At 57.6% G+C, this 17,433-nt stretch carries 28 protein-coding genes, 1 tRNA gene and 2 pseudogenes; 23 read left to right on the plus strand and 8 right to left on the minus strand.

Annotated elements, in window-relative coordinates:
• Window positions 1-7: 7 nt before the first annotated feature.
• Together JCM13583_RS08965 and JCM13583_RS08970 are read right to left on the minus strand one after the other, a co-directional pair.
• Window positions 8-346, minus strand: coding sequence for a hypothetical protein (locus tag JCM13583_RS08965; RefSeq protein WP_162509705.1), 339 nt, complete (start codon window positions 344-346; stop codon window positions 8-10).
• Window positions 333-605: a hypothetical protein gene (locus JCM13583_RS08970; RefSeq protein ID WP_075057430.1), complete on the minus strand. Its 273-nt coding sequence runs from the start codon at window positions 603-605 to the stop codon at window positions 333-335. The genes JCM13583_RS08965 and JCM13583_RS08970 overlap by 14 nt, the downstream gene beginning before the upstream one ends.
• Window positions 606-923: 318 nt before the next feature.
• On the opposite strand from JCM13583_RS08970, the gene JCM13583_RS08975 reads away from it, so the two are divergent.
• On the plus strand, window positions 924-1,604 hold the full coding sequence (locus tag JCM13583_RS08975; protein ID WP_171823551.1) for an SIS domain-containing protein: 681 nt from the start codon (window positions 924-926) through the stop codon (window positions 1,602-1,604).
• A gap of 29 nt (window positions 1,605-1,633) precedes the next feature.
• A complete protein-coding gene (locus tag JCM13583_RS08980) occupies window positions 1,634-1,888 on the plus strand; it encodes a hypothetical protein (protein ID WP_075057432.1) in 255 nt (84 codons plus the stop codon).
• Here the strand turns inward: JCM13583_RS08980 and JCM13583_RS08985 are convergent.
• The 4 genes from JCM13583_RS08985 to JCM13583_RS08995 all read right to left on the minus strand — a co-directional run bounded on the left by JCM13583_RS08985 (window position 1,810) and on the right by JCM13583_RS08995 (window position 4,071).
• A complete protein-coding gene (locus tag JCM13583_RS08985; protein ID WP_075057433.1) occupies window positions 1,810-2,295 on the minus strand; it encodes a hemerythrin domain-containing protein in 486 nt (161 codons plus the stop codon). The genes JCM13583_RS08980 and JCM13583_RS08985 overlap by 79 nt on opposite strands.
• A 121-nt stretch (window positions 2,296-2,416) precedes the next feature.
• Window positions 2,417-3,016, minus strand: a complete 600-nt coding sequence (locus tag JCM13583_RS08990; protein WP_075057434.1) for a hypothetical protein — start codon at window positions 3,014-3,016, stop codon at window positions 2,417-2,419.
• Window positions 3,013-3,165, minus strand: coding sequence for a hypothetical protein (locus JCM13583_RS14135; RefSeq protein WP_171823552.1), 153 nt, complete (start codon window positions 3,163-3,165; stop codon window positions 3,013-3,015). The genes JCM13583_RS08990 and JCM13583_RS14135 overlap by 4 nt, the downstream gene beginning before the upstream one ends.
• Before the next feature lie 45 nt (window positions 3,166-3,210).
• The gene (locus JCM13583_RS08995; protein WP_075057435.1) at window positions 3,211-4,071 is read right to left on the minus strand and encodes a DMT family transporter; all 861 of its coding nucleotides are present in this window, start codon (window positions 4,069-4,071) and stop codon (window positions 3,211-3,213) included.
• Window positions 4,072-4,339: 268 nt separating this feature from the next.
• Here JCM13583_RS08995 and JCM13583_RS09000 point away from each other — a divergent pair.
• Window positions 4,340-4,427, plus strand: a tRNA-Leu gene (locus JCM13583_RS09000).
• Between the two features lie 935 nt (window positions 4,428-5,362).
• Window positions 5,363-6,223, plus strand: a pseudogene (locus JCM13583_RS12995) (SMP-30/gluconolactonase/LRE family protein).
• 539 nt (window positions 6,224-6,762) lie between these two features.
• Here the strand turns inward: JCM13583_RS12995 and JCM13583_RS14140 are convergent.
• Both JCM13583_RS14140 and JCM13583_RS09015 read right to left on the minus strand, forming a co-directional pair.
• On the minus strand, window positions 6,763-7,035 hold the full coding sequence (locus JCM13583_RS14140) for a hypothetical protein (RefSeq protein ID WP_075057437.1): 273 nt from the start codon (window positions 7,033-7,035) through the stop codon (window positions 6,763-6,765).
• Between the two features lie 183 nt (window positions 7,036-7,218).
• The gene (locus JCM13583_RS09015) at window positions 7,219-8,232 is read right to left on the minus strand and encodes an AMP-binding protein (RefSeq protein ID WP_162509707.1); all 1,014 of its coding nucleotides are present in this window, start codon (window positions 8,230-8,232) and stop codon (window positions 7,219-7,221) included.
• A gap of 345 nt (window positions 8,233-8,577) precedes the next feature.
• Here JCM13583_RS09015 and ppcA point away from each other — a divergent pair, with 345 nt between their 5' ends.
• From ppcA to JCM13583_RS09095, 19 genes and pseudogenes are all read left to right on the plus strand, one after another.
• On the plus strand, window positions 8,578-9,504 hold the full coding sequence (ppcA, locus tag JCM13583_RS13005; RefSeq protein WP_162509708.1) for a phosphoenolpyruvate carboxylase: 927 nt from the start codon (window positions 8,578-8,580) through the stop codon (window positions 9,502-9,504).
• Window positions 9,489-9,815, plus strand: a complete 327-nt coding sequence (locus JCM13583_RS13010; protein WP_171823548.1) for a phosphoenolpyruvate carboxylase — start codon at window positions 9,489-9,491, stop codon at window positions 9,813-9,815. The genes ppcA and JCM13583_RS13010 overlap by 16 nt, the downstream gene beginning before the upstream one ends.
• Window positions 9,788-10,108, plus strand: a complete 321-nt coding sequence (locus tag JCM13583_RS13015; RefSeq protein ID WP_162509709.1) for a phosphoenolpyruvate carboxylase — start codon at window positions 9,788-9,790, stop codon at window positions 10,106-10,108. The genes JCM13583_RS13010 and JCM13583_RS13015 overlap by 28 nt, the downstream gene beginning before the upstream one ends.
• A gap of 224 nt (window positions 10,109-10,332) precedes the next feature.
• Window positions 10,333-11,676: pseudogene (locus tag JCM13583_RS13020) on the plus strand (ammonium transporter).
• Between the two features lie 174 nt (window positions 11,677-11,850).
• Entirely contained in the window at window positions 11,851-12,219 is a 369-nt protein-coding gene (locus JCM13583_RS09035) for a hypothetical protein (RefSeq protein ID WP_075057441.1), read from the plus strand.
• A 97-nt stretch (window positions 12,220-12,316) separates the two neighbouring features.
• Window positions 12,317-12,574 (plus strand): hypothetical protein, encoded by a 258-nt coding sequence (locus JCM13583_RS09040; protein WP_075057442.1) that lies wholly within the window; start codon window positions 12,317-12,319, stop codon window positions 12,572-12,574.
• Window positions 12,543-13,082, plus strand: coding sequence for a hypothetical protein (locus JCM13583_RS09045; RefSeq protein ID WP_075057443.1), 540 nt, complete (start codon window positions 12,543-12,545; stop codon window positions 13,080-13,082). Before JCM13583_RS09040 ends, JCM13583_RS09045 begins: the two co-directional genes overlap by 32 nt.
• The gene (locus JCM13583_RS09050; protein WP_075057444.1) at window positions 13,064-13,441 is read left to right on the plus strand and encodes a hypothetical protein; all 378 of its coding nucleotides are present in this window, start codon (window positions 13,064-13,066) and stop codon (window positions 13,439-13,441) included. Before JCM13583_RS09045 ends, JCM13583_RS09050 begins: the two co-directional genes overlap by 19 nt.
• On the plus strand, window positions 13,422-13,883 hold the full coding sequence (locus tag JCM13583_RS09055) for a hypothetical protein (protein WP_075057445.1): 462 nt from the start codon (window positions 13,422-13,424) through the stop codon (window positions 13,881-13,883). Before JCM13583_RS09050 ends, JCM13583_RS09055 begins: the two co-directional genes overlap by 20 nt.
• Entirely contained in the window at window positions 13,883-14,170 is a 288-nt protein-coding gene (locus tag JCM13583_RS09060) for a hypothetical protein (RefSeq protein WP_162509713.1), read from the plus strand. The genes JCM13583_RS09055 and JCM13583_RS09060 overlap by 1 nt, the downstream gene beginning before the upstream one ends.
• Window positions 14,171-14,186: 16 nt before the next feature.
• Complete coding sequence (locus JCM13583_RS14145) at window positions 14,187-14,333, plus strand: hypothetical protein (RefSeq protein ID WP_171823553.1); 147 nt, start codon at window positions 14,187-14,189, stop codon at window positions 14,331-14,333.
• Window positions 14,315-14,926, plus strand: coding sequence for a hypothetical protein (locus JCM13583_RS09065; RefSeq protein ID WP_075057447.1), 612 nt, complete (start codon window positions 14,315-14,317; stop codon window positions 14,924-14,926). The genes JCM13583_RS14145 and JCM13583_RS09065 overlap by 19 nt, the downstream gene beginning before the upstream one ends.
• A 118-nt stretch (window positions 14,927-15,044) precedes the next feature.
• Window positions 15,045-15,380 carry a hypothetical protein gene (locus tag JCM13583_RS09070; RefSeq protein WP_075057448.1) on the plus strand — a complete coding sequence of 112 codons (336 nt, stop codon included), beginning with the start codon at window positions 15,045-15,047 and terminating at the stop codon, window positions 15,378-15,380.
• 81 nt (window positions 15,381-15,461) lie between these two features.
• Complete coding sequence (locus tag JCM13583_RS14150; protein ID WP_171823554.1) at window positions 15,462-15,818, plus strand: hypothetical protein; 357 nt, start codon at window positions 15,462-15,464, stop codon at window positions 15,816-15,818.
• A gap of 162 nt (window positions 15,819-15,980) precedes the next feature.
• Window positions 15,981-16,319: a hypothetical protein gene (locus JCM13583_RS13025; protein ID WP_162509715.1), complete on the plus strand. Its 339-nt coding sequence runs from the start codon at window positions 15,981-15,983 to the stop codon at window positions 16,317-16,319.
• A complete protein-coding gene (locus JCM13583_RS09080; RefSeq protein WP_162509716.1) occupies window positions 16,202-16,591 on the plus strand; it encodes an isochorismatase family protein in 390 nt (129 codons plus the stop codon). The genes JCM13583_RS13025 and JCM13583_RS09080 overlap by 118 nt, the downstream gene beginning before the upstream one ends.
• On the plus strand, window positions 16,588-16,755 hold the full coding sequence (locus JCM13583_RS13030; protein WP_162509717.1) for an AAA family ATPase: 168 nt from the start codon (window positions 16,588-16,590) through the stop codon (window positions 16,753-16,755). The genes JCM13583_RS09080 and JCM13583_RS13030 overlap by 4 nt, the downstream gene beginning before the upstream one ends.
• Window positions 16,755-17,240 carry a hypothetical protein gene (locus JCM13583_RS09090; RefSeq protein WP_075057451.1) on the plus strand — a complete coding sequence of 162 codons (486 nt, stop codon included), beginning with the start codon at window positions 16,755-16,757 and terminating at the stop codon, window positions 17,238-17,240. Before JCM13583_RS13030 ends, JCM13583_RS09090 begins: the two co-directional genes overlap by 1 nt.
• The gene (locus JCM13583_RS09095) at window positions 17,227-17,427 is read left to right on the plus strand and encodes a hypothetical protein (protein ID WP_075057452.1); all 201 of its coding nucleotides are present in this window, start codon (window positions 17,227-17,229) and stop codon (window positions 17,425-17,427) included. The genes JCM13583_RS09090 and JCM13583_RS09095 overlap by 14 nt, the downstream gene beginning before the upstream one ends.
• Window positions 17,428-17,433: the final 6 nt, after the last annotated feature.

Genomic DNA, 17,433 nt, shown 5'->3' on the forward strand with positions numbered 1-17,433 from the left:
TGACGGGTTAAGCAATTTGCGGTACAGTCAGATCCAGAACCCACCAAACCCGGGCCCGAAACCGCCGAATCCCCCCCCGAACATGCCCATGGTCATCAGGCCCATGCCAGCCATCATCATTGGGGGCCATCATCATTCCAGTGTTGTTCTGCTGATGCGCCATCTTTATGTGCTTCTCCAGGTCGTCCCTGGACTTGAAGAGCAGGCCGTCCAGGTCACACACGAGGAGCGAAGGGTCTATGAGGTGCACTATTCTCTTCCAGAGGTTCAGTTCGTACTCGTGGCCCTCATGCACCTCCACAGCCGTGGCCAGGCCAAGCGTGAGGAGGCCCTCAACAGCGGGCACAGCCATGTCCCTGCCCCCAGATACCTGCGTGCAGCTGCACCTCGAACTTGCCCTTGCTCCCTGCTATGACCACATCCACGTCCCTGACCTTGCCCAATACGATCCTCTCCCTCCCGGACTTCTTGGCATGTATCTCCCACATCTGGTCATGGTGCTCGTCCGAAGTGATGTTGAAGCCGTCGTTGACCAGGAACTCCTTCACCTTCTCATGCACGTCCGATGGGTCTATATCCTTTTCAACAAACCCGTGCCTATACATGGGTAAAGATTGGAAACGTCTGGCAAAAAGGTTGCTGTGCGGTGTCAGACATCTTAAAATATTTGTCTGCTTATATATTTTTAAATATTTTTCACCTCCGAAATATTGCATGATTTATAGACGAACGAATATTTATTAATAACCTGCAGTTGATTTCTCTCATGTTCCACAAAATACACTTACACTTTGTGGACACAATTAGGGACGAAACCAGGAGGATAAAGGCCCTGGTGGGTGAGCAGCTCTTCTCACCCCCCCTGGAGGACCAGAAGAAGCTGCAGTAAACATTTAAACTGAAATGCAATGTTCATCTGGTTCATGTACCAGATGGAAGAGGAGATCAGGTCACAGTCAACCAGTGTGAGGAATGCCTGGGAGAGTGCACACAGGAAGAGCTCCGAAATACAGGATATGGCCTCCGGGGCCATGGGATTCGTGGTATCGGGAAGCGGGACGAGCTTCAACGCTTCCCTTTTTCTTTCCCTCCTTCTGAACGACAGCGGGAGGCCTGCTGTGCCAGTTGCGCCTTCTGAAGTAGGCACTTACATACGCTCGCTCGGCAGGAATGCCATATACGTGTTCTTCAGCCAGTCAGGCGAGAGCAGGGACACCGTCAGGGCGGCCAGGGAGGCGGCCGAGAGCGGCGCAAGGATCATATCCTTCACAAACTCGCAGGAGAGCACTCTCTCGAAGCTTTCTGACCTTGAAATATACCTGTCTGTGGGGGGGCCGGAGAAAGCCGTGGCCGCAACGAAGTCCTTCACAGCCATGCTCATGGCATCCCTTGAGTTCTGCTCCGCCATCCAGGGCTCGTGTTCAGAGGCAGTGATGAGGAAGGTGGCGGCATCAGTAGGGCAGGTGGTCGGGCAGGCGGAGAACCTGCAGGTGGTGTCTGCGGACAACTACATCTTCCTGGGCTCTGGATACTCATACGTTACCGCAAGGGAGGCTGCCCTGAAGCTTAGGGAAACTGCATCCGTAAGGCTGAGGCCTTCATAGCCCAGGAGTTCGAGCACGGCTACATCCAGGTGGCAGGCAGCAAAGATGCTGTAGTCACATTCTCAGAAGACCAGGTGACAGCAAGGATCAGGGAGGAGTGCACTTCTTTCGGTGCACAGGTACTTGATGGGTCTCTGGGATCACAGGTGATCAGGGGCTTTGACTATCCTGAGAGGTGTGTCCTCGAGATAATCCCGTGGCAGCTCTATGCCATGCGCCTGGCCCAGTCCAGGGGGGGCCTGAACCCGGACAGGCCGGACAGGCTCACAAAGGTGCTCAGGTGACAGGAAGGGCTGGGGGGGGTTTCAGCCTCAGTGCCTGTGGAGGCCGGCCTGCGGAGCTTCCTGCATACCCACCCATCAGGCACCCTGAAGGAAGCAAGTGGAGGTCCGTGCCTGCCACTGGGTACACATCTTTCTCCTCCTGCACGTTGTGGGCCTGCAGGATGTCGTAGATCTCCTGCACGTACTTGGGGGGCCTTGACCACCTCGTTCCGCCTTATCTCTCCCTCAACCCTGTCAAGAAGCATCCAGATGGATGCGTGCTCCATTTCCAGGCCCGAGACCTTGGCAGAGAGGTCTGGCCTGGCCTGGAGGGCCCTGGGGAACATGTCCTCCTCCTCGGCGTAGATGTGCCTCCTGAGCCTACGGATATCCTTTCGAACAGGTCTATGTCGATCTCGCCCCCCCATCTATCGCCCTGAGCAGATCCCTGAGGAGCCTGTTCGCCTCCTCGTGATCCCTGACCATCTCCTCCTCTCCTGGCATCAGCCAGGCATGGGATTTGGCCAATAATCACTTTTCCCTAACCTGTTAGGGCACACCACCGTACCATGCGCCCAGTATATCCCTGCCGGCCGGTTCGAGGCCCGTCTCATGCGTCAGCTTCCTGCACGAAAGGGAATAGTCGGAGCGATCGGATCTACAGGGTGGCCTGCTGATGCCGGCCGCGCTTGCGAACTCCTCCTCGGCCATGTTGAAGTCGCAGACGTTGTATATGCCGGACCTCCCGAGAAGCCGTATGACAGCTGTGGAGAGGTCCCTGTTCAGGACGAAGGCCCTCCTCCTGCCGGTAACCGGTGCCCAGCCGGTGGCCCCCCCTGCGGCCCACCTGTCCATGAGGTTAGGGGCGCAGTGCCCCAGGGGTATTCCGGTCCTGATTATGAGGGCACCTTCACCGGCTGTGGCCTCCGCCTCCAGCATTTTCGCGCCCAGTGGAGTGGCCGGCCCTGTTGCGTCTTCCTCGCTCTTCTCTCCACCACGTGGAAGGTAGACGAGGTCAGAGGATATCAGGACGTGCATGCTCCCTGGGAAGAGGCCCTTGATTATGCTCTGCGCCACCTTCACTGCCTCCCCTGCCCTCTCATCTTCAGGCACTGCAGCGGCAATGCCTTCACCGTAGATGGCGTTCACAACGTACTCAACACCCTCAGCCTTCGGAGAGCGCCGGGGGGGATATCCTCTAGCCCCCCCCTCACCCCCCCTATTGCCAGGACGCCGTTCTCTATCAACCTGTTCATTAGGTTAAGGCCAATTATGTTGCTGTTGCCGACAACGAGCACTGACGTGCTCTTATTATCATAAAGGGTGAAATAAGGTATTCGGAGTCACTTCACGGTCTCCTGCGGAGGACGCACTATGCTTATCCCTCCGCGCAGCCTTGATATAAGTATTCCGATGAACATAACTGCTACTCCGGCAATTCCGTAGTATGTGGGCATGGAGTGGTTCATCACCGCCTCCAGCACTATGGTGAATATCGGCACGGAGAATGCAAGCACGGTCACCCTGTTGACCTTGCTCACCCTCACCATGAGGTTCCAGAGCAGGAACTGCAGTGCCCCGCCCAGGGTCGCCATCCAGAGTAGGTCCTCGGTGAACTGCAGGTTGAAACTGACCCTGAAATTGAATGAGGAGAGGGCGAAGAGTATGGCTGCGCCCACCACGAACTGGGTGGCGTTCACGCTGATCGGTTCCTCCTCCCTCAGGCGCCTGTAAAGGACTGTGAAGGTGGCCCAGAACACTGCGTTGACAATGGTCAGAACCATGCCCAGGAAGGTGAAGCCGTGGACAAGGGGGGGGATACCGTAGATGAAAACGCCGGCAAAGCCCACGACTATGCCCAGGACCTCCATCCTCGATGGGGGGGATTCCCTGACGAGCAGGAAGGCTATCGGCAGGGAGAAAAGTGGCATTGTGTAGCTGAGGACTGCAGACTGGGAGGGAGAGACGTAGGCGAGGCCATAGATCCAGAAGGCCGTGCTGGCAACAGTGAAGAGGGTAAGGTAAATGACATCCATCTTGAGGACTAGCTTCCTCGAAATTGCCAGCAGGATCGCGCCCGCGATCAGGTACCTGAAAGCCATGAAGGCCAGGGGGGGAGAAGCATACTGGAGGCCGTCCTTGGCGAAAAAATACGAGAAGGACGTGAATACAACGTAGGGTATCAGGAATTTCAGCTCACGCATCTACCTATCATCTTGGCCTGTCATTACTAACATATTAATTAATTCGTACATCTCCAATGTTTTGACTATTTCCAATGTTTGGAATATTTATGCGTATAACAATATTTTAGAGTGCCAGGATACAGCGCAGTTATGGAGGTCTGCCGAGGTGCAGGCCGTGGCTTCCTGTCTGGTGCCCCCCCGGAAGTGCACCTGGCCGGGGGGGAAATGCATGTGTAGATAGGATTGGATATGTTTCTTATATCAGAGGCACATAACATGTCATCGGGCGGAGGTTGTCGAGCCAGGTTAAAGGCGATGGATTTAGGGTCCATTCCCGCAGGGGGGGTTCGCCGGTTCAAATCCGGCCCTCCGCAATCCGTATCGGAGAGAGGTAGTGGAGCAGCTTTAGCTTTCCACTATAGCATCTCCACGCTGAAATTTTCAGGCTCTCCTTACACACCTCTTCCGCAAAAACGAAAAAATATTGGCTCTGCAGTTAATCCTGTTTCAGTGGTAATAAAAGAGAATTATAAAAGTGAAAAAAATACTAATATCAATGCTGGAGCAGGGGGGGAGCTACTGCTTTGAACGCTTCTTACAAACTTTAAGAGGCAGACCCTGCTTTATCTTCTGTTGCCTATACCAGATTGTGCTCTTGTTATTCCCTGTTAGTTTGGTGTTCAGCATCTTCTCTCTACACTCTTTATTGTCTCCTCTGACTTTTTCAAATGGGATAACATCGGGGTGGGAATCAACCAGGCATTCGCCTGGACTATGACGGTCACCGCAGGCCTGGATCTGAGCATGAGCACTTCCAGGGGCTTTACCACGGTATTGAACGACGCCGCCGGCTACATAGTGCAGGCACCGCTGGTACCATCACGGGCTATATGGCTGCGTCATACGGGCTAAAGGAGGCTTCTTTTCTGTTTGGAACTGTTGTTGTATTGACGGCCGTTGTAATCACAACACTTGCAGTCAGTGATACAGATCTACCTCCAATCCCGGGGGGGCCTTCTGTAACGGATTATGGGCCTGGGTCTCAATATACTCCTCATCCGGGTGGGGGGGAGATGGTGGCAGGTCGCGCCGGCAACTTGCCTTCGGTGTTTCCAGCACGTTATCTTGGCTGACACTACAGAAGAAAGTGTGTTTCCAGTGTGCCAGACCGCTCCAATCTCACCGGCAATCATCCCTATCCTGAGAGCCAGATAGGTTCCTGTGAAAGTCATGTTGTCATCCGTTGGGCACCGTCTGGGCAAAGCGTGCACACCGCACACAAACTTATACCTGGCATGGATGTATGCACATGGAACCCGAGGTTCTCTTCAGGAAGGTAGATGTACTCGGTGAGGGCTCGACATACGATGAGAGGAGGAGGCGGGTCTACTGTTGATATAAAGGGGCGAAAATTCCACTACCTATCTCTCGGGGCTTCCGAGATGAGGACCTTCCAGTCCAAGGGGATGATATCGTCCATTGTACCAACCACCGGCGAGGAGATGGCCGCCACAGTGGACCACGGCCTCTACCTGATCGACGAGTCAGGGGGGGTCACAGGCTCCTGCTCGAGGTCGAAAAGGACCAAGGGGGGGCCACAAGGTTCAATGATGGAAAGGCAGACCCATTCGGCAACTACGTTGCAGGCACCATGGACCTGGAGGAGAGGAGGCCCATCGGCTCGCTCTACGTTATCTCCGGGAGCACGGCAAGGCGCATCCTAAGTGGCCTGGTCATATCCAACGGGATCGCCTGGGACACTGGGAGGAGAGTGTTCTACCACATAGATACACCGAGGAGAAAGGTTGATGCTTATTCCTACGACAGCAGCATGAACATTGAGTGGCTCGGCACTGCAGTGGACTTCAGGAACGAAAACGGGAATCCAGACGGAATGACGATAGACGCCGACGGGAACCTCTGGGTTGCCCACTGGGGGGGTGGCAGCAGGGTATCTGTCCACGACCCGGAGAGGAAGAGGAAGGTCGATGAGATAGTCTTCCCCGCAAAGAACATAACATCCTGCGTCTTTGCCGGGGGGGACGGGCTGAGCGATCTCTACGTGACGTCAGCATCCTCCAATGAGCCTGGGGGGGACATGGGCGGGAGTCTGTTTGTGGTGCACACGGACTATGAGGGCTCCAGGACGTTCAGGTTCAGGGTACCCTGACCGTTACGTTGAACCCAGGCGCCGGCCAGATAGGCCCACTGGCGCAACAAGCCAGATTCAATTGTTGCAGCATTCAGCTTTCAGCGCCACTGAATCTCCCGTGCCGGAATGAGACGTTCGCCCGGCATTTCCCTTGCCCTTCATCTCCAGGTGCCTGGGCTAAGGTACGGCGGTGCGGGGGGCCACCCTGTGCACTGCTCCCCCCCACGCCACTTTGGCCCGGCACATGGCACCACGGTGTGTATATGTCTATGGCATGGCCCGGCCACGAACCAGATGCGGGTTTGGGTGGCAGGTGAGGCTCCCGGATACGGAGCCCAAATGCCGTTGCTGCAACTCCCAACCCTGCCGGAGGCCGCGGTGTGTGCCCAGCCCATGGGTAATGTAATGCGGACCATATCCGGACCGGATCCGGTCTTCCAGGCCATCTGTAATGACACCTGTCTTCGAAACGGTGGCCGTGGAAGTGCGGGAGTGGCACCGGTCATGCCCTGCAGGGGGGGCTCCAGGAACTCCATGCTTACAGGCACCGCACCATCTTAATCAGGTCTGCTCCCTGGCTGTGCTTTCCCAGGCTGTTGTGACAGCGCTGCCCTTAGCGCCTTCTTGTCTATCTTTCCTGTTCCAGTCATAGGCATGCTCTCGACCCGGATGAAACGCTCCGGGATCCACCACTCCCTGATCAGGCCCCTGGAGGCGAGGTCTCTGAGGTGGGATACAATCACTTCATCACCAACCCTCAAGCTATCACTTGTCCGGTACACTGCAACCGGCCTCTCGCCCCCCCACCTCTCGTCCGGCACTCCTATCACCGCAACATCGCTGATACCGTCTATCTCCGATATGTAGTACTCGAGGAGTGCGCTGGGTATGAACTCGCCACCGCTCTTGATCAGATCTCTGATCCTGTCCCTTATTCTTATCCTGCCATCTCCCGTTATCTCTGCAGAGTCCCCCCCTGGTAGAACCAGTCACCCCCCCTGTATGCCTTTTCCTCATGCACATTGAAGTAACCGTCCGGTAACCAGGGTGCCCTGAAACCCCAGCTCACTCCCGTCTCCACCGATCTGGAAATCTGTGAACACCAGTGGCGTGACCGCATTCACCGCGTCAGCGTTCCTTGAGGGCAGGTCATCCATGATTTCCGAGGTGCCTATGCCGGCAGCAAGGCCATCGGTGAAGCCATAGATCCCCGCCAGCTCTATTGAGTGCTCCGAAGCAAACCTCAGTATGCTGGAGGGTATGGCGGACCCCCCTATGAGCACCTTCATACCATCAAGTGAGTCCCTGTCATATGAAGTGAGTGCGCTGAACATGGTGGGGGGGACCATGCTCATCCAGGTGGCACCTGATCTCTTGATCAGTTCAGACGTTGTTCTCGGGTCGAAGCGGCCGCCCAGGACGTAGTTCGAGCCTATCAGGGTGGATATGTACAGCGTGCCCCAGGACCACAGGTGGAAAAACGGGATCAGGGAGAACACAGTATCAGAAGAGGTGAGCCTGGAGGGGGGGCCCGGAAAGGCCGAAAGGCCTGTTTCCATAGCCCACACGGTCAGCACAATATCCCTGTGCCTGTACCTAACTCCCTTGGGCTTTCCAGTCGTGCCGCTTGAGAAGAGGACAGAGGCCACCCTTGTTTCATCCAGTTCCGGGAGTCCTGTCTCCCCCCCATTCCCATGGGAAAGGTCCTGTCCTGTGGCCTCATCGATGGACATGCAGAACTCATCCTTTACGAGGCCTGCGGACACTGCAGCCTCTGCCAGGCCCTTGAAAGGGGGAGAATAGAGGAGGCAGCTGCTCCCCCCCGCCTCCCTCATGGATGAGAGTACCTGTCCGGTGGGCTGCCTCACATCCACTGGGTGGACTATGTTTCCAGAGATTGGCACAGCATAGAGGAGCTGCGCGAACTGCATGGAATTCCAGTCCATCACTGACACGACCCTGTCCTGGCCCAGCAGCCTGTGGAGCCCCCCCCGCAACCCCCCCCACCGCCGCCTCGTAGAATTCACCGTATCCGGTTTTCACCCTCCCATCCGTCAGGTACCTGTGCCCCCCCGAGGTCAGCAGCGTCTTCAGGAACAGCTTGTCCAGCGTCAGGCCGGTGTTGCGCAGTTTTGTATGATCCATGGTATACACAATTGGGCAAAGCGTATATCAAACTTTAGGGATTTTTGAAGAGCCTGCACCGAGCCGCGCCACATGCTCACTGGGGTCTGCGCTTGCCCTGCGCAGTTATCAGAGTGGCATGTGTTCCGATCCAGAGCCGTCCATATGATTCATTTCAGCCGCAATTTCCGAAGGTACGTCCACCCGTGCGGTTCACGGTTTTTTATCTCACCGGGACATGGGGCCGCATGCACATGGTACCAAGGGTCATGTCAACGCAGCACCCAGATAACGCCTCTCCACCATGGTGGCAGGCAGATGCAGTGATCCAGGGCGATGGAGAGGTGGAGGAGACGTTCCGCTCGTATTCAGAGCTTGGCGTTGACGAGGCGATGTGGGACGCTGAGGGAAAGGACGTCGATTACCATGTTGTGAGGAAGATTCTCTCCAGGTACCCTGACTTCTTCAGGGAAAGGGAGCTCGGCAGGGACCTGTTCCTGACATACAGGATACCAAACGCGAGCATCGAGGGCCCTGAGAGGAAGGTCGTGATGGAGACCCTGGAGAGTATACCAGTGAGCCATGACGTTGCGAGCAGGTTCTATGAGAGGAAGGTTTCCCCCCCGGTTTTCCAGGTGATAATACCATTCACCACAAGCTCGAAGGATCTGATATCAGTCCTGAGCTACTACAGGAAGGTGGTCGTGGGAAAGGGCAGGATTAGCCTGGACAGCGGAATGACCGTTGATGAGTGGATCGGCGATTCAGAGCCGAAGCAGATCGACATAATCCCACTCATAGAGGACATGCCCTCGGTCCTGAAAATAAGGGAAATCGTGCAGGAGTACGTGAGGTTTGCATACCCCAAGTACATGAGGGTGTTCATTGCAAGGTCGGACCCCCCCGCGATGAACTACGGTTTCATCTCCGCCACGCTGCTTGCAAAGTACGCCGTGCACGAGATCCACAGGATGTCCGAGGGCATGGGGGGATACCCTTCTACCCCCCCATACTCGGGGCGGGAACATCAGTCTTCAGGGGGGGTAGCTGGTGCCCGGGAACGAGAAAAGGGTTATGGACGAGTACAGGGGGCTACCATACCTTCACCGCACAGTCTGCATTCAGGTACGACTATGGGAGGGACGAGGCCAGGAGTGCCGTGGAATCACTTATGAGGAACGTGGTGAAGGAGCCCATGCCGGTGGACGCCGTGCAGCTCCGTAAGGTGCTTGAGCCATATGTTGCCAGGTACCAGAGGATGCTCGAGAGCATAGCAGGCCTGATCAACGTGTGTGCCCGGTATATTCCGCCCAGGCGCTCCAGGAAGCTCCACATAGGCCTCTTCGGTTACAGCAGGAACCAGGGCGGCATCGTGCTGCCCAGGGCGATCACATTTGTGGCAGCACTTTACAGCATGGGCCTCCCACCTGAGGTATTCGGCATATCAGCCTCCAGGAAATGGGCGATGGTGATGTGGATTTCATAATGTCCACTTACCGTGGCCTCAGGGAAGACCTCTCTGCTGCTGCCGGCCTCTTCAACTGGGATGCCCTGGACATACTCGGTGGATCGCTCAAGGACGAGTTCAGGGGCATGCTCCTCGAGGACCTCAGGTACCTGCAGGACACCCTCGGCATCAAGCCGGGCCCGCAGGACTATGCGACGAAGAAGCACGCCCTCCTGTCCTCCCTCTTCCTGATCTCCATGCAGTCCGGCCACGATGATGAGGCAAGGTCCGCTGTCCTTGAGATGGCAAGGGCGAGGAGGACTCTCGGTTGACATGATATCAAGGAAACCGCACGTTTGCTATCGCGAAGAAAGAAGTAGTTGAGAAATGTGATCTGAAATTCTAATAAATCAATTTTTCATTGACAGAGTGTCAGAAAGTTCTGCAAAAAATTAAATAGGGTCGCGTAAATGCGAAACACTATCATGCAGGGTAAGTGGCTTGGAATCACGCAGCAGCATGCGCAGCCATTATAGCGGCCCTTTTTTACCTGAGCATGCTGTTCGGCCCAAAGGCTACGTCAGGCAACTTGGTCACGGGTAGCAGCTGGCTCAACACAGGGAACAACTCCTGGATGATGATCGCCGGTACGCTGGTGGGCCTGCAGAGCATACCGGGTGTGGCCCTGTATTATGCGGGACTTACCAGGAGGAAGCACGCGGTCAACACCTCGCTGATGGTCTTCTACGCATTCGCCTGTGTCCTGATTGTCTGGGTTGCGGTGGCATACAGGATGGCATTCGGGCCCGGCTCCCTGCTCACTGTCCACGGCTACTCTGTACTCGGCACCCCAGCACCGTCGCTCTCCGGATACTTTCTGGGCATGCAGTCAGCGTATGGCCCGGGCGGCTCCCTGCTCTCCATCCCCAACGCAACGTTCATCTTCTTCCAGTTCGTCTTCGCGGCAATAACGCCAGTGCTGATAGTAGGCGGCGTAATTGAAAGGATGAACTTCAGGGCGTGGATGCTCTACGTCCCGATGTTCACGGTTCTGGTTTATGCTCCTCTGGCCTACTGGCTCTTCGCCGGTGGCTGGCTGGCACAGATGGGTGCTGTGGACTTCTCGGGCGGGTATGTAATACACCTGGACGCCGGCGTCTCCGCACTCGCAGCGGCCATGATGGTGGGCCCAAGGGTTAGGAAGGCTCAGGCCATGAGGCACACAACATGATGCTCGTCCTGGCCGGCACAGGCCTCATCTGGCTCGGCTGGAACGGGTTCAACGGTGGCGACCCTGGAGGCGCAACGATAGATGCGAGCATAGCCGTACTGAACACAAACCTGGCCGCGGCCGTGAGCACGGTCACATGGATGGCAATGGACCAGCTCCTCAGGGGCAAGCCGTCGCTCATAGGTGCAACGACAGGTGCCATAACCGGACTGGTCGCGATAACTCCGGCTGCTGGGTACGTGAACGGCCTGGGTGCCATTGCCATCGGCATTGCCGCAGGCACTGTGCCCTGGTTCTTCCTGAACAGGGTGGAGCCGAAGATGGGCATAGACGATTCACTGGGCGTGTTCAGCAGCCATGCCATCTCGGGCCTGGTTGGTGGAATACTGACCGGTGTCTTTGCTGACCCTGCGGTGACGGCTACATAGAGCCTGGCCTCAGGGGGGGCGCCTGTACGGGAACCCATCGCTCCTCCTGGTCCAGGTCTTCTCAGGCGTATTCGTCATGGGCTACGTGTTACTCGCCAACCTGGGCATCCTGAAGCTGATCTCGCTGTTCGTGCCCCCCCTCAGGGCGGACGAGGCCAGCGTGCACCACGGGGACATTGCTGCCCATGGGGAGGTGGCGTACGCGGAGGAGGTGCACATTGAAAGGCTGGAGGACACGTGATACGAAATACGTATTCACTCACCATTTTACGTATCGGCCAAGTTAATTTTAAATAACATGAGAAAATAGACCATCGTGCAAGATAGTGTCAATCAGCTACGCACATTCCTCAGGCTGCCAGAGCAGAAGCAGAATGAGTTCTGGAGCACGTGGCGGATTGAACATATCCGTTTCATGTCAAAAAACGCCAGGAGTGACGGGACGATATTCGTACCGGATAGTGAGAGAACCGGAAGGCTCCTCGACCGTCTCCGTGTCCGCACAGGTGGCGGCCCAGTAAAGGACCCGGAAACGGGCATGAGGTTCCTCAACTCCCTTGACCTATCCATGCCTGTTTATCTTGGCGACATGTCCTTCGGCGCGCTTTCTGGGGGGGTCCCGAACATAGCCATCGCCAGGGCTGCGCAGATAGAATCTGTGGTCGCGGGCACCGGTGAGGGTGGGCTGCTCCCTGAGGTATCGGGCATACCGAACATCACGGTGCAGTGGGCTTCCGCCAGGTTTGGGGTGACCGCTGACACCCTGTCAAAGGCTCCGCCATAGTCATAAAGATAGGGCAGGGGGGGGCGAAGCGGGAATAGGGGGCACCTGCCTGCGTCCAAGGTCACAGAGGCCATATCCCGGGCCAGGAGGATACCCCGTGGGCATCGACGCCATATCACCGGCACCGCACCACGACATATACTCCATAGAGGACCTTGGGCGAAGGATAAGGCAGCTCCGCACCATGACAGGGAAGCCGGTCCTGGTGAAGGTAGCGGCAACCAACTACATTCCCTACATAGCGCTGGGTGTGGCCAGGATGGGAGGTGCCGGAATAATAATAGATGGTTATGGAGCCGGTACGGGGGCCGCCCCCCCCGGAGGTGGTCAGGAACAACATAGGTCTTCCTGTTGAGGTGGCAGTTGCCTCCGCCCACAATGCCCTGGTCTCTGAGGGGCTCAGGGACAGATTCCTGGTGATTGCCGGTGGGAGGATAAGCACGCCGGAGGACATGTTCAAGCTCATGGCCCTGGGCGCAGACATGGCTGTTCTGGGCACGGCAACTCTTATAGCGATGGGCTGCGTGATGGTGCACAGGTGCCACCTGGGCTTCTGCCCTGCACTGATCACCAACAGGCTATCGGACAGGAGGGGGGGCAGCCTCTCCCTCGAATTTGCCACAGGTTCCGTGGTGAACTTCCTCAGGGGGGGCTGGCGCGACGAGATGTGCAGGATCATGGAGGCCTCTGGCGTGGCATCGCTGGAGGAGGTGGTGGGGAACAGGTCGCTCCTGAAGCCCTCCGGGATCCTGGACACCGAGGCATCCCTGATAGGCCTGGAGGAAGATGTCCCCCCCTCTGAATTCCCACCTCTCCCAGTGCAGGTACCGCTCCCCCCCAGCACATGGAGGAGCACATACTAAGGCTCTCGGGACTCTCCGGGAACTCACCTGCCCACCCACCCATATCGAGCATGGGGAGCAACACTGATCCCCCCCACGTGTCCGGAACGCAGAAGCTACTGGACTACCTGCGCATAGACGGTGCACAGGTCACAAGGCCAAGCGTGGATCCCTACAGGGAGGAGATAGACACCTCTGTGAAGCTGAGGGGGTGGCCCCCCCTGCATCTCCATCCCCCCCTGCTTCACTGTTGCATCACCTGCGGAAGCTTCCTCGCCCTACATGGACATGGTGTCCAGGTCAATGCAGGTCCCTGTGCTGAAGGGGCAGAGACTGGAACTAAGCACATGGTGCACGGATGTGGAGTACCTCTCCACTGACTGGAGGCAGCAGATCCTGGACGCCCTGGACGAGGGGGGGAGGCGCTTCTTCGTCGTGCAGGAAAGAGACGAGCCGGCGCCGCTGGTGGTTGCGCGCATAGACGAGTGGCTCACGGAACACAGGGTGCGCGGGGATGCCTTCATACTGGCCATAAGCGATGGTGTCCACTGTGCCGAGGATGTCTTCAAGATGGTCTGCCTGGGCGCCGATCTCGTTTCTATAAACGTCCCGGTGGACGTGGTGGTGTCAAAGGGCGGCACCACGGAACACATAGAGAACCTGCTGGCAGGCATACAGAAGGAGATATCTCTCCTCTCAGGGGCAGCCGGCGTAACCTCTGTGGGGAGGTCGCTGAGGGGGAGCAGGGAGCTGCTCCGTGCCGTGGGCCTCCCCCCCACGGAAGTGTGCCAGTCACTGGGCGTAAAGGCGGGTGGTGAGTGATGCACGTACCGGTTTCCCCCCCAGGCGCATGCGGTATACTGGCCGTGTTCGATCCTGAATCTCCAGTGAGCGGTGCTGAGGTGTTGGACGCCATAGGCTGCATATCGTACAGGGGGGGGAGCAACCTGGGCGCCGGGTTCTCCTACTTCGAGGACACAGACAGGGTCACGCTGCAGGCCTTTGCCTCCAGCATGCGTGCCCTCCACAGGGCCCGGGGTTTCATACCGCGCCACTGGGAAATAGAGTTTGAGAGGGCACTGCACCTGAGGGGGGGCGTGTCGGGGTAACACGTTCCTGTGGGAGATGAGCGTCGTCACTGACGATGGGGGGGAAGCGGAGATTGAGAACAGGGTTGAGGCAATAAACTCGCTGCTCTCTCCAGAAAAGGGTGAGTGGGCACGCTTTGTGGGCGTGGGTAGGGGGGGCTGCACGTGGTCAAGGGGGGGATAGGCTTTCCATCGGACGTGGCTGGCAGCGTTCCTGGGTTCACATCAATAAAGTCGGACACCTGGCTGGCACACACCAGACAGCCCACTAACTCGCCTGGTAGTTATCCGATATTCTCCCACCCCTTCTCCTCTGTGAACATATCCGCGGTGCACAACGGTGACGTGAGCTCTTTCGGCGCCAATGTGAACGCCCTGAGGAACCTGGGCTACAGGAGCTTCGTGGGGGGGACAGACAGCGAGGTCATCGTCCGCCTGCTCTTCGTCCTGATGCACAGGTTCAGGATGCCAGCCGAAGAGGCCCTCCAAGTCCTCGCTGGCACTCACCCACTCTCGAATGAGTTCCCGGGCCTTTCCCTGGACGGCCCGTTTTCTGTGGCCTTCTCCTTCATGGAGGGAGGGATGAGGAAGATTGCGGCCGTTGCGGACAGGTCAAAGCTCAGGCCACTCCTCGTGGGGACAGATGGGGGGGGCAGGGTGGTTGTGGCCAGCGAGCTCAACCAGGTAAAGCGACTGATAGGGAACCCGGAGGTTAGGAGGCTTAAGGGTGGGGGGGAGGTGATGGTGGCTGACAGGCACGGGATCAGGTACTGTTGAGATAGACGCTTCCCTGTACGGTGCGGATGAACTGCAGGGGGGCAGTGGCTGCCAGGGCGGCTGCAGGGGGACATCAGGATCAGGGGGCGTCTCGAACCACAGGTTCCTCCTCTCCGGCATGAAGGGCCAGGTCTGTGTGGAGGTATTCGGGGACGCGGGCAACTGTTTCGCAAACCTCCTAGATGGGCCAAGGGTCACCGTGCACGGTAGCTGTGAGGACGACCTCGCAGATACGATGCAGTCTGGAGATATAACGGTGATGGGCGATGCTGGCGATGTGGCCTGCCAGGCCATGCAAGGTGGCACAGTGGTGATTCGGGGGGGAGTGTTGGCAACAGGGCTGGCATACAGATGCGCGAGTATGGGGGGGAGAACAGGCCACTGCTCCTCGTCTTCGGTACCGCAGGGGACTACCTGGGCGAGTACATGGCGGGAGGGATCATATGCGTCCTGAACTCCGGCCTCAGCAGGCAGCCGGTGGGCCACCATGTGGGCACGGGAATGGTCGGTGGAAGGATATATGTGAGGGGGCCGCGTGCCCCCCCTCACGCTGATAGGGCCCAGGGTGCAGACGTGGAGGGTCAGGGCCTACCTGGAAGCGCACGGCATCGCTGTGCCGGATGGCATGGATGGGCAGTTCCAGAGCCTTGTGTCGCTCTCCTCGCTGCTCGATGGGCCGGTGTTCCAGAGGGCTGCCACTCTCTTTTTCACAGACACGGCAATGCCGGATGTGGAATACAGGCACCTGGACGATGGTGAGGTGCATGGGAGGCTGGGCTCTGAGATTGCGCGTGCATGCAACAAATTCTCGCTTGACCCTGAGCCATACCTGAACGATACATATACTGTGATCAGTGTGAGGCAGGGACGGCATCACGGGAATGCGCCCTGACTGGAAACAGTTTGCACGCGGGCACGGCAGCAACCGTATCGCTGGCAGGGGGGGCCCACACGCATGCCCCGGAGTGGCAGTGGAACGGTTCGGATAGTGTGGGGGGGCACCTGTGCCCAGCAAGAGGCAGAGGTATAAAATCTAGCTCAATATAACCCTGGCATGACCGCCATGGGGGGGCTGGAATCCATACTGGAACCCTCCAAGACGCTGATCGTCAACATGAACTATTCAATGGACACATTCTCCAGGATATTCAGCAAGATGGAAGTGGTGATGGCGCTCGATTACCTGTTCGAGAAGGCATCGGTGAAGGGCATACCGATGATATACACTTCCGGCGCCCCCCCCATGCAGTGCACGACAGTGAGATCCAGGAATACATGGATGCAAAGAGGGAGAGGGCACTGCGAGGCTCAGCCCCCCCTAAGTCGGTACTTGACAGGACATTTGAGGATAGGTTCCGTTACTTCCTTCCTGACAGCAAGAGCACTCTCGTGACGGTCTCCGGATTCGATGCCTTCAGCAGCCCGGCCCTGGCGGATGCGGTGCGTGCCTCCGGGAAGAGAACCGTCCTGCTCACGGGCTTCACAACTGAGCTCGAGGTCTACGTGACTTCCATCTCTGCGCTATCCAGGAACTACTTCAGCGTTGTGGTATCGGACGCAACGTCGACATACTCAGAGAGGGTCTATTACGAGGCCCTGGACCTCATATCCCGCTCCGTGGAGGTGATCGATACCAGGGACCTCATGAAGATATGGGGTGAGTGAACCTGAAGGCTCCAGTGGTGCTAATAGGCGGTATTCCGGGCGTCGGGAAGACCAGCATGGCGGGTGCTGTGGCCCGGATGCTCGACATAGACATAGTGCTCTCGGGCGACTACCTCAGGGAGATGGTCAGGCCCCCCTGCTCACCGGCAGAGAAGCGGAGGTGATGTCAAAGAGCGTGTACGAGGCCTGGTCACTTTTCGGGGGGGAAGAGAGCGAGCAGAGCATACTCAGGGGGGGATACCTGGAACAGGGGAGGATACTGAACACGGGGGGGATAAACCAGGTACTGAGGAGGGCCATATCCAATGGGGGGGAGCCCTTGGTGGTGGAGACCCTGCACTTCATACCCTCGCAGCTCGAGGCCGATGTCATGGCTGGCGTTATACCCCCCCTATACCTGTACATATCGGACGAGAGGGTCAACGCTGAGCGCCTGCTGGAGCGGGAGAAGTATACGCACTTCTCATCACCGGGCCACCGCCTGGCCAGGCAGCTCCCGAGGTACAGGGTCATGATGAGGTACTCTCTGGAGGAGTGCGGCAGGATGGGCATAAGGGCATTCGATAACCTGGACTACTGGAGGACCAGGGCAGAGGTCCTCCGCTATGTGAACGAGATGGCGAGGTCTGGGAGGCTTGAGGCTCACTGATGCCCTGGAGAGGGCCCTGAGGGACTACGGCCTGGACTTCGAGCCTGTGGAAACGGACATAGAGGTCATGAACGGCCTGATCTCCTTCGGCTACGGCCACCCCATAACTGGCCTGGAGAAGTTCCTGGGCTACTGGGACAGCAGCCTGAACATAGCGAACTTCCCCCTCGGTCTCCCTCACCGCTGACTATTC

It is taken from the genome of Thermogymnomonas acidicola JCM 13583, from assembly GCF_001316105.1.
Classification (GTDB): domain Archaea; phylum Thermoplasmatota; class Thermoplasmata; order Thermoplasmatales; family Thermoplasmataceae; genus Thermogymnomonas; species Thermogymnomonas acidicola.

What these genes read in the sequence shown, in the direction of transcription:
- JCM13583_RS08995 (WP_075057435.1), bottom strand. Translation starts at nt 4,071, where the DNA reads ATGCGTGAGCTGAAATTCCTGATACCCTACGTTGTATTCACGTCCTTC.
- JCM13583_RS13025 (WP_162509715.1), top strand. Translation starts at nt 15,981, where the DNA reads ATGACCGCCATGGGGGGGCTGGAATCCATACTGGAACCCTCCAAGACG.
- JCM13583_RS09050 (WP_075057444.1), top strand. Translation starts at nt 13,064, where the DNA reads ATGGAGGAGCACATACTAAGGCTCTCGGGACTCTCCGGGAACTCACCT.
- JCM13583_RS13015 (WP_162509709.1), top strand. Translation starts at nt 9,788, where the DNA reads ATGGGCGATGGTGATGTGGATTTCATAATGTCCACTTACCGTGGCCTC.
- JCM13583_RS14145 (WP_171823553.1), top strand. Translation starts at nt 14,187, where the DNA reads ATGAGCGTCGTCACTGACGATGGGGGGGAAGCGGAGATTGAGAACAGG.
- ppcA (WP_162509708.1), top strand. Translation starts at nt 8,578, where the DNA reads ATGCACATGGTACCAAGGGTCATGTCAACGCAGCACCCAGATAACGCC.
- JCM13583_RS09035 (WP_075057441.1), top strand. Translation starts at nt 11,851, where the DNA reads ATGTCAAAAAACGCCAGGAGTGACGGGACGATATTCGTACCGGATAGT.
- JCM13583_RS08985 (WP_075057433.1), bottom strand. Translation starts at nt 2,295, where the DNA reads ATGGGGGGGCGAGATCGACATAGACCTGTTCGAAAGGATATCCGTAGG.
- JCM13583_RS08970 (WP_075057430.1), bottom strand. Translation starts at nt 605, where the DNA reads ATGTATAGGCACGGGTTTGTTGAAAAGGATATAGACCCATCGGACGTG.
- JCM13583_RS08975 (WP_171823551.1), top strand. Translation starts at nt 924, where the DNA reads ATGTACCAGATGGAAGAGGAGATCAGGTCACAGTCAACCAGTGTGAGG.
- JCM13583_RS09080 (WP_162509716.1), top strand. Translation starts at nt 16,202, where the DNA reads ATGGATGCAAAGAGGGAGAGGGCACTGCGAGGCTCAGCCCCCCCTAAG.
- JCM13583_RS09090 (WP_075057451.1), top strand. Translation starts at nt 16,755, where the DNA reads ATGTCAAAGAGCGTGTACGAGGCCTGGTCACTTTTCGGGGGGGAAGAG.
- JCM13583_RS09070 (WP_075057448.1), top strand. Translation starts at nt 15,045, where the DNA reads ATGAAGGGCCAGGTCTGTGTGGAGGTATTCGGGGACGCGGGCAACTGT.
- JCM13583_RS09060 (WP_162509713.1), top strand. Translation starts at nt 13,883, where the DNA reads ATGCACGTACCGGTTTCCCCCCCAGGCGCATGCGGTATACTGGCCGTG.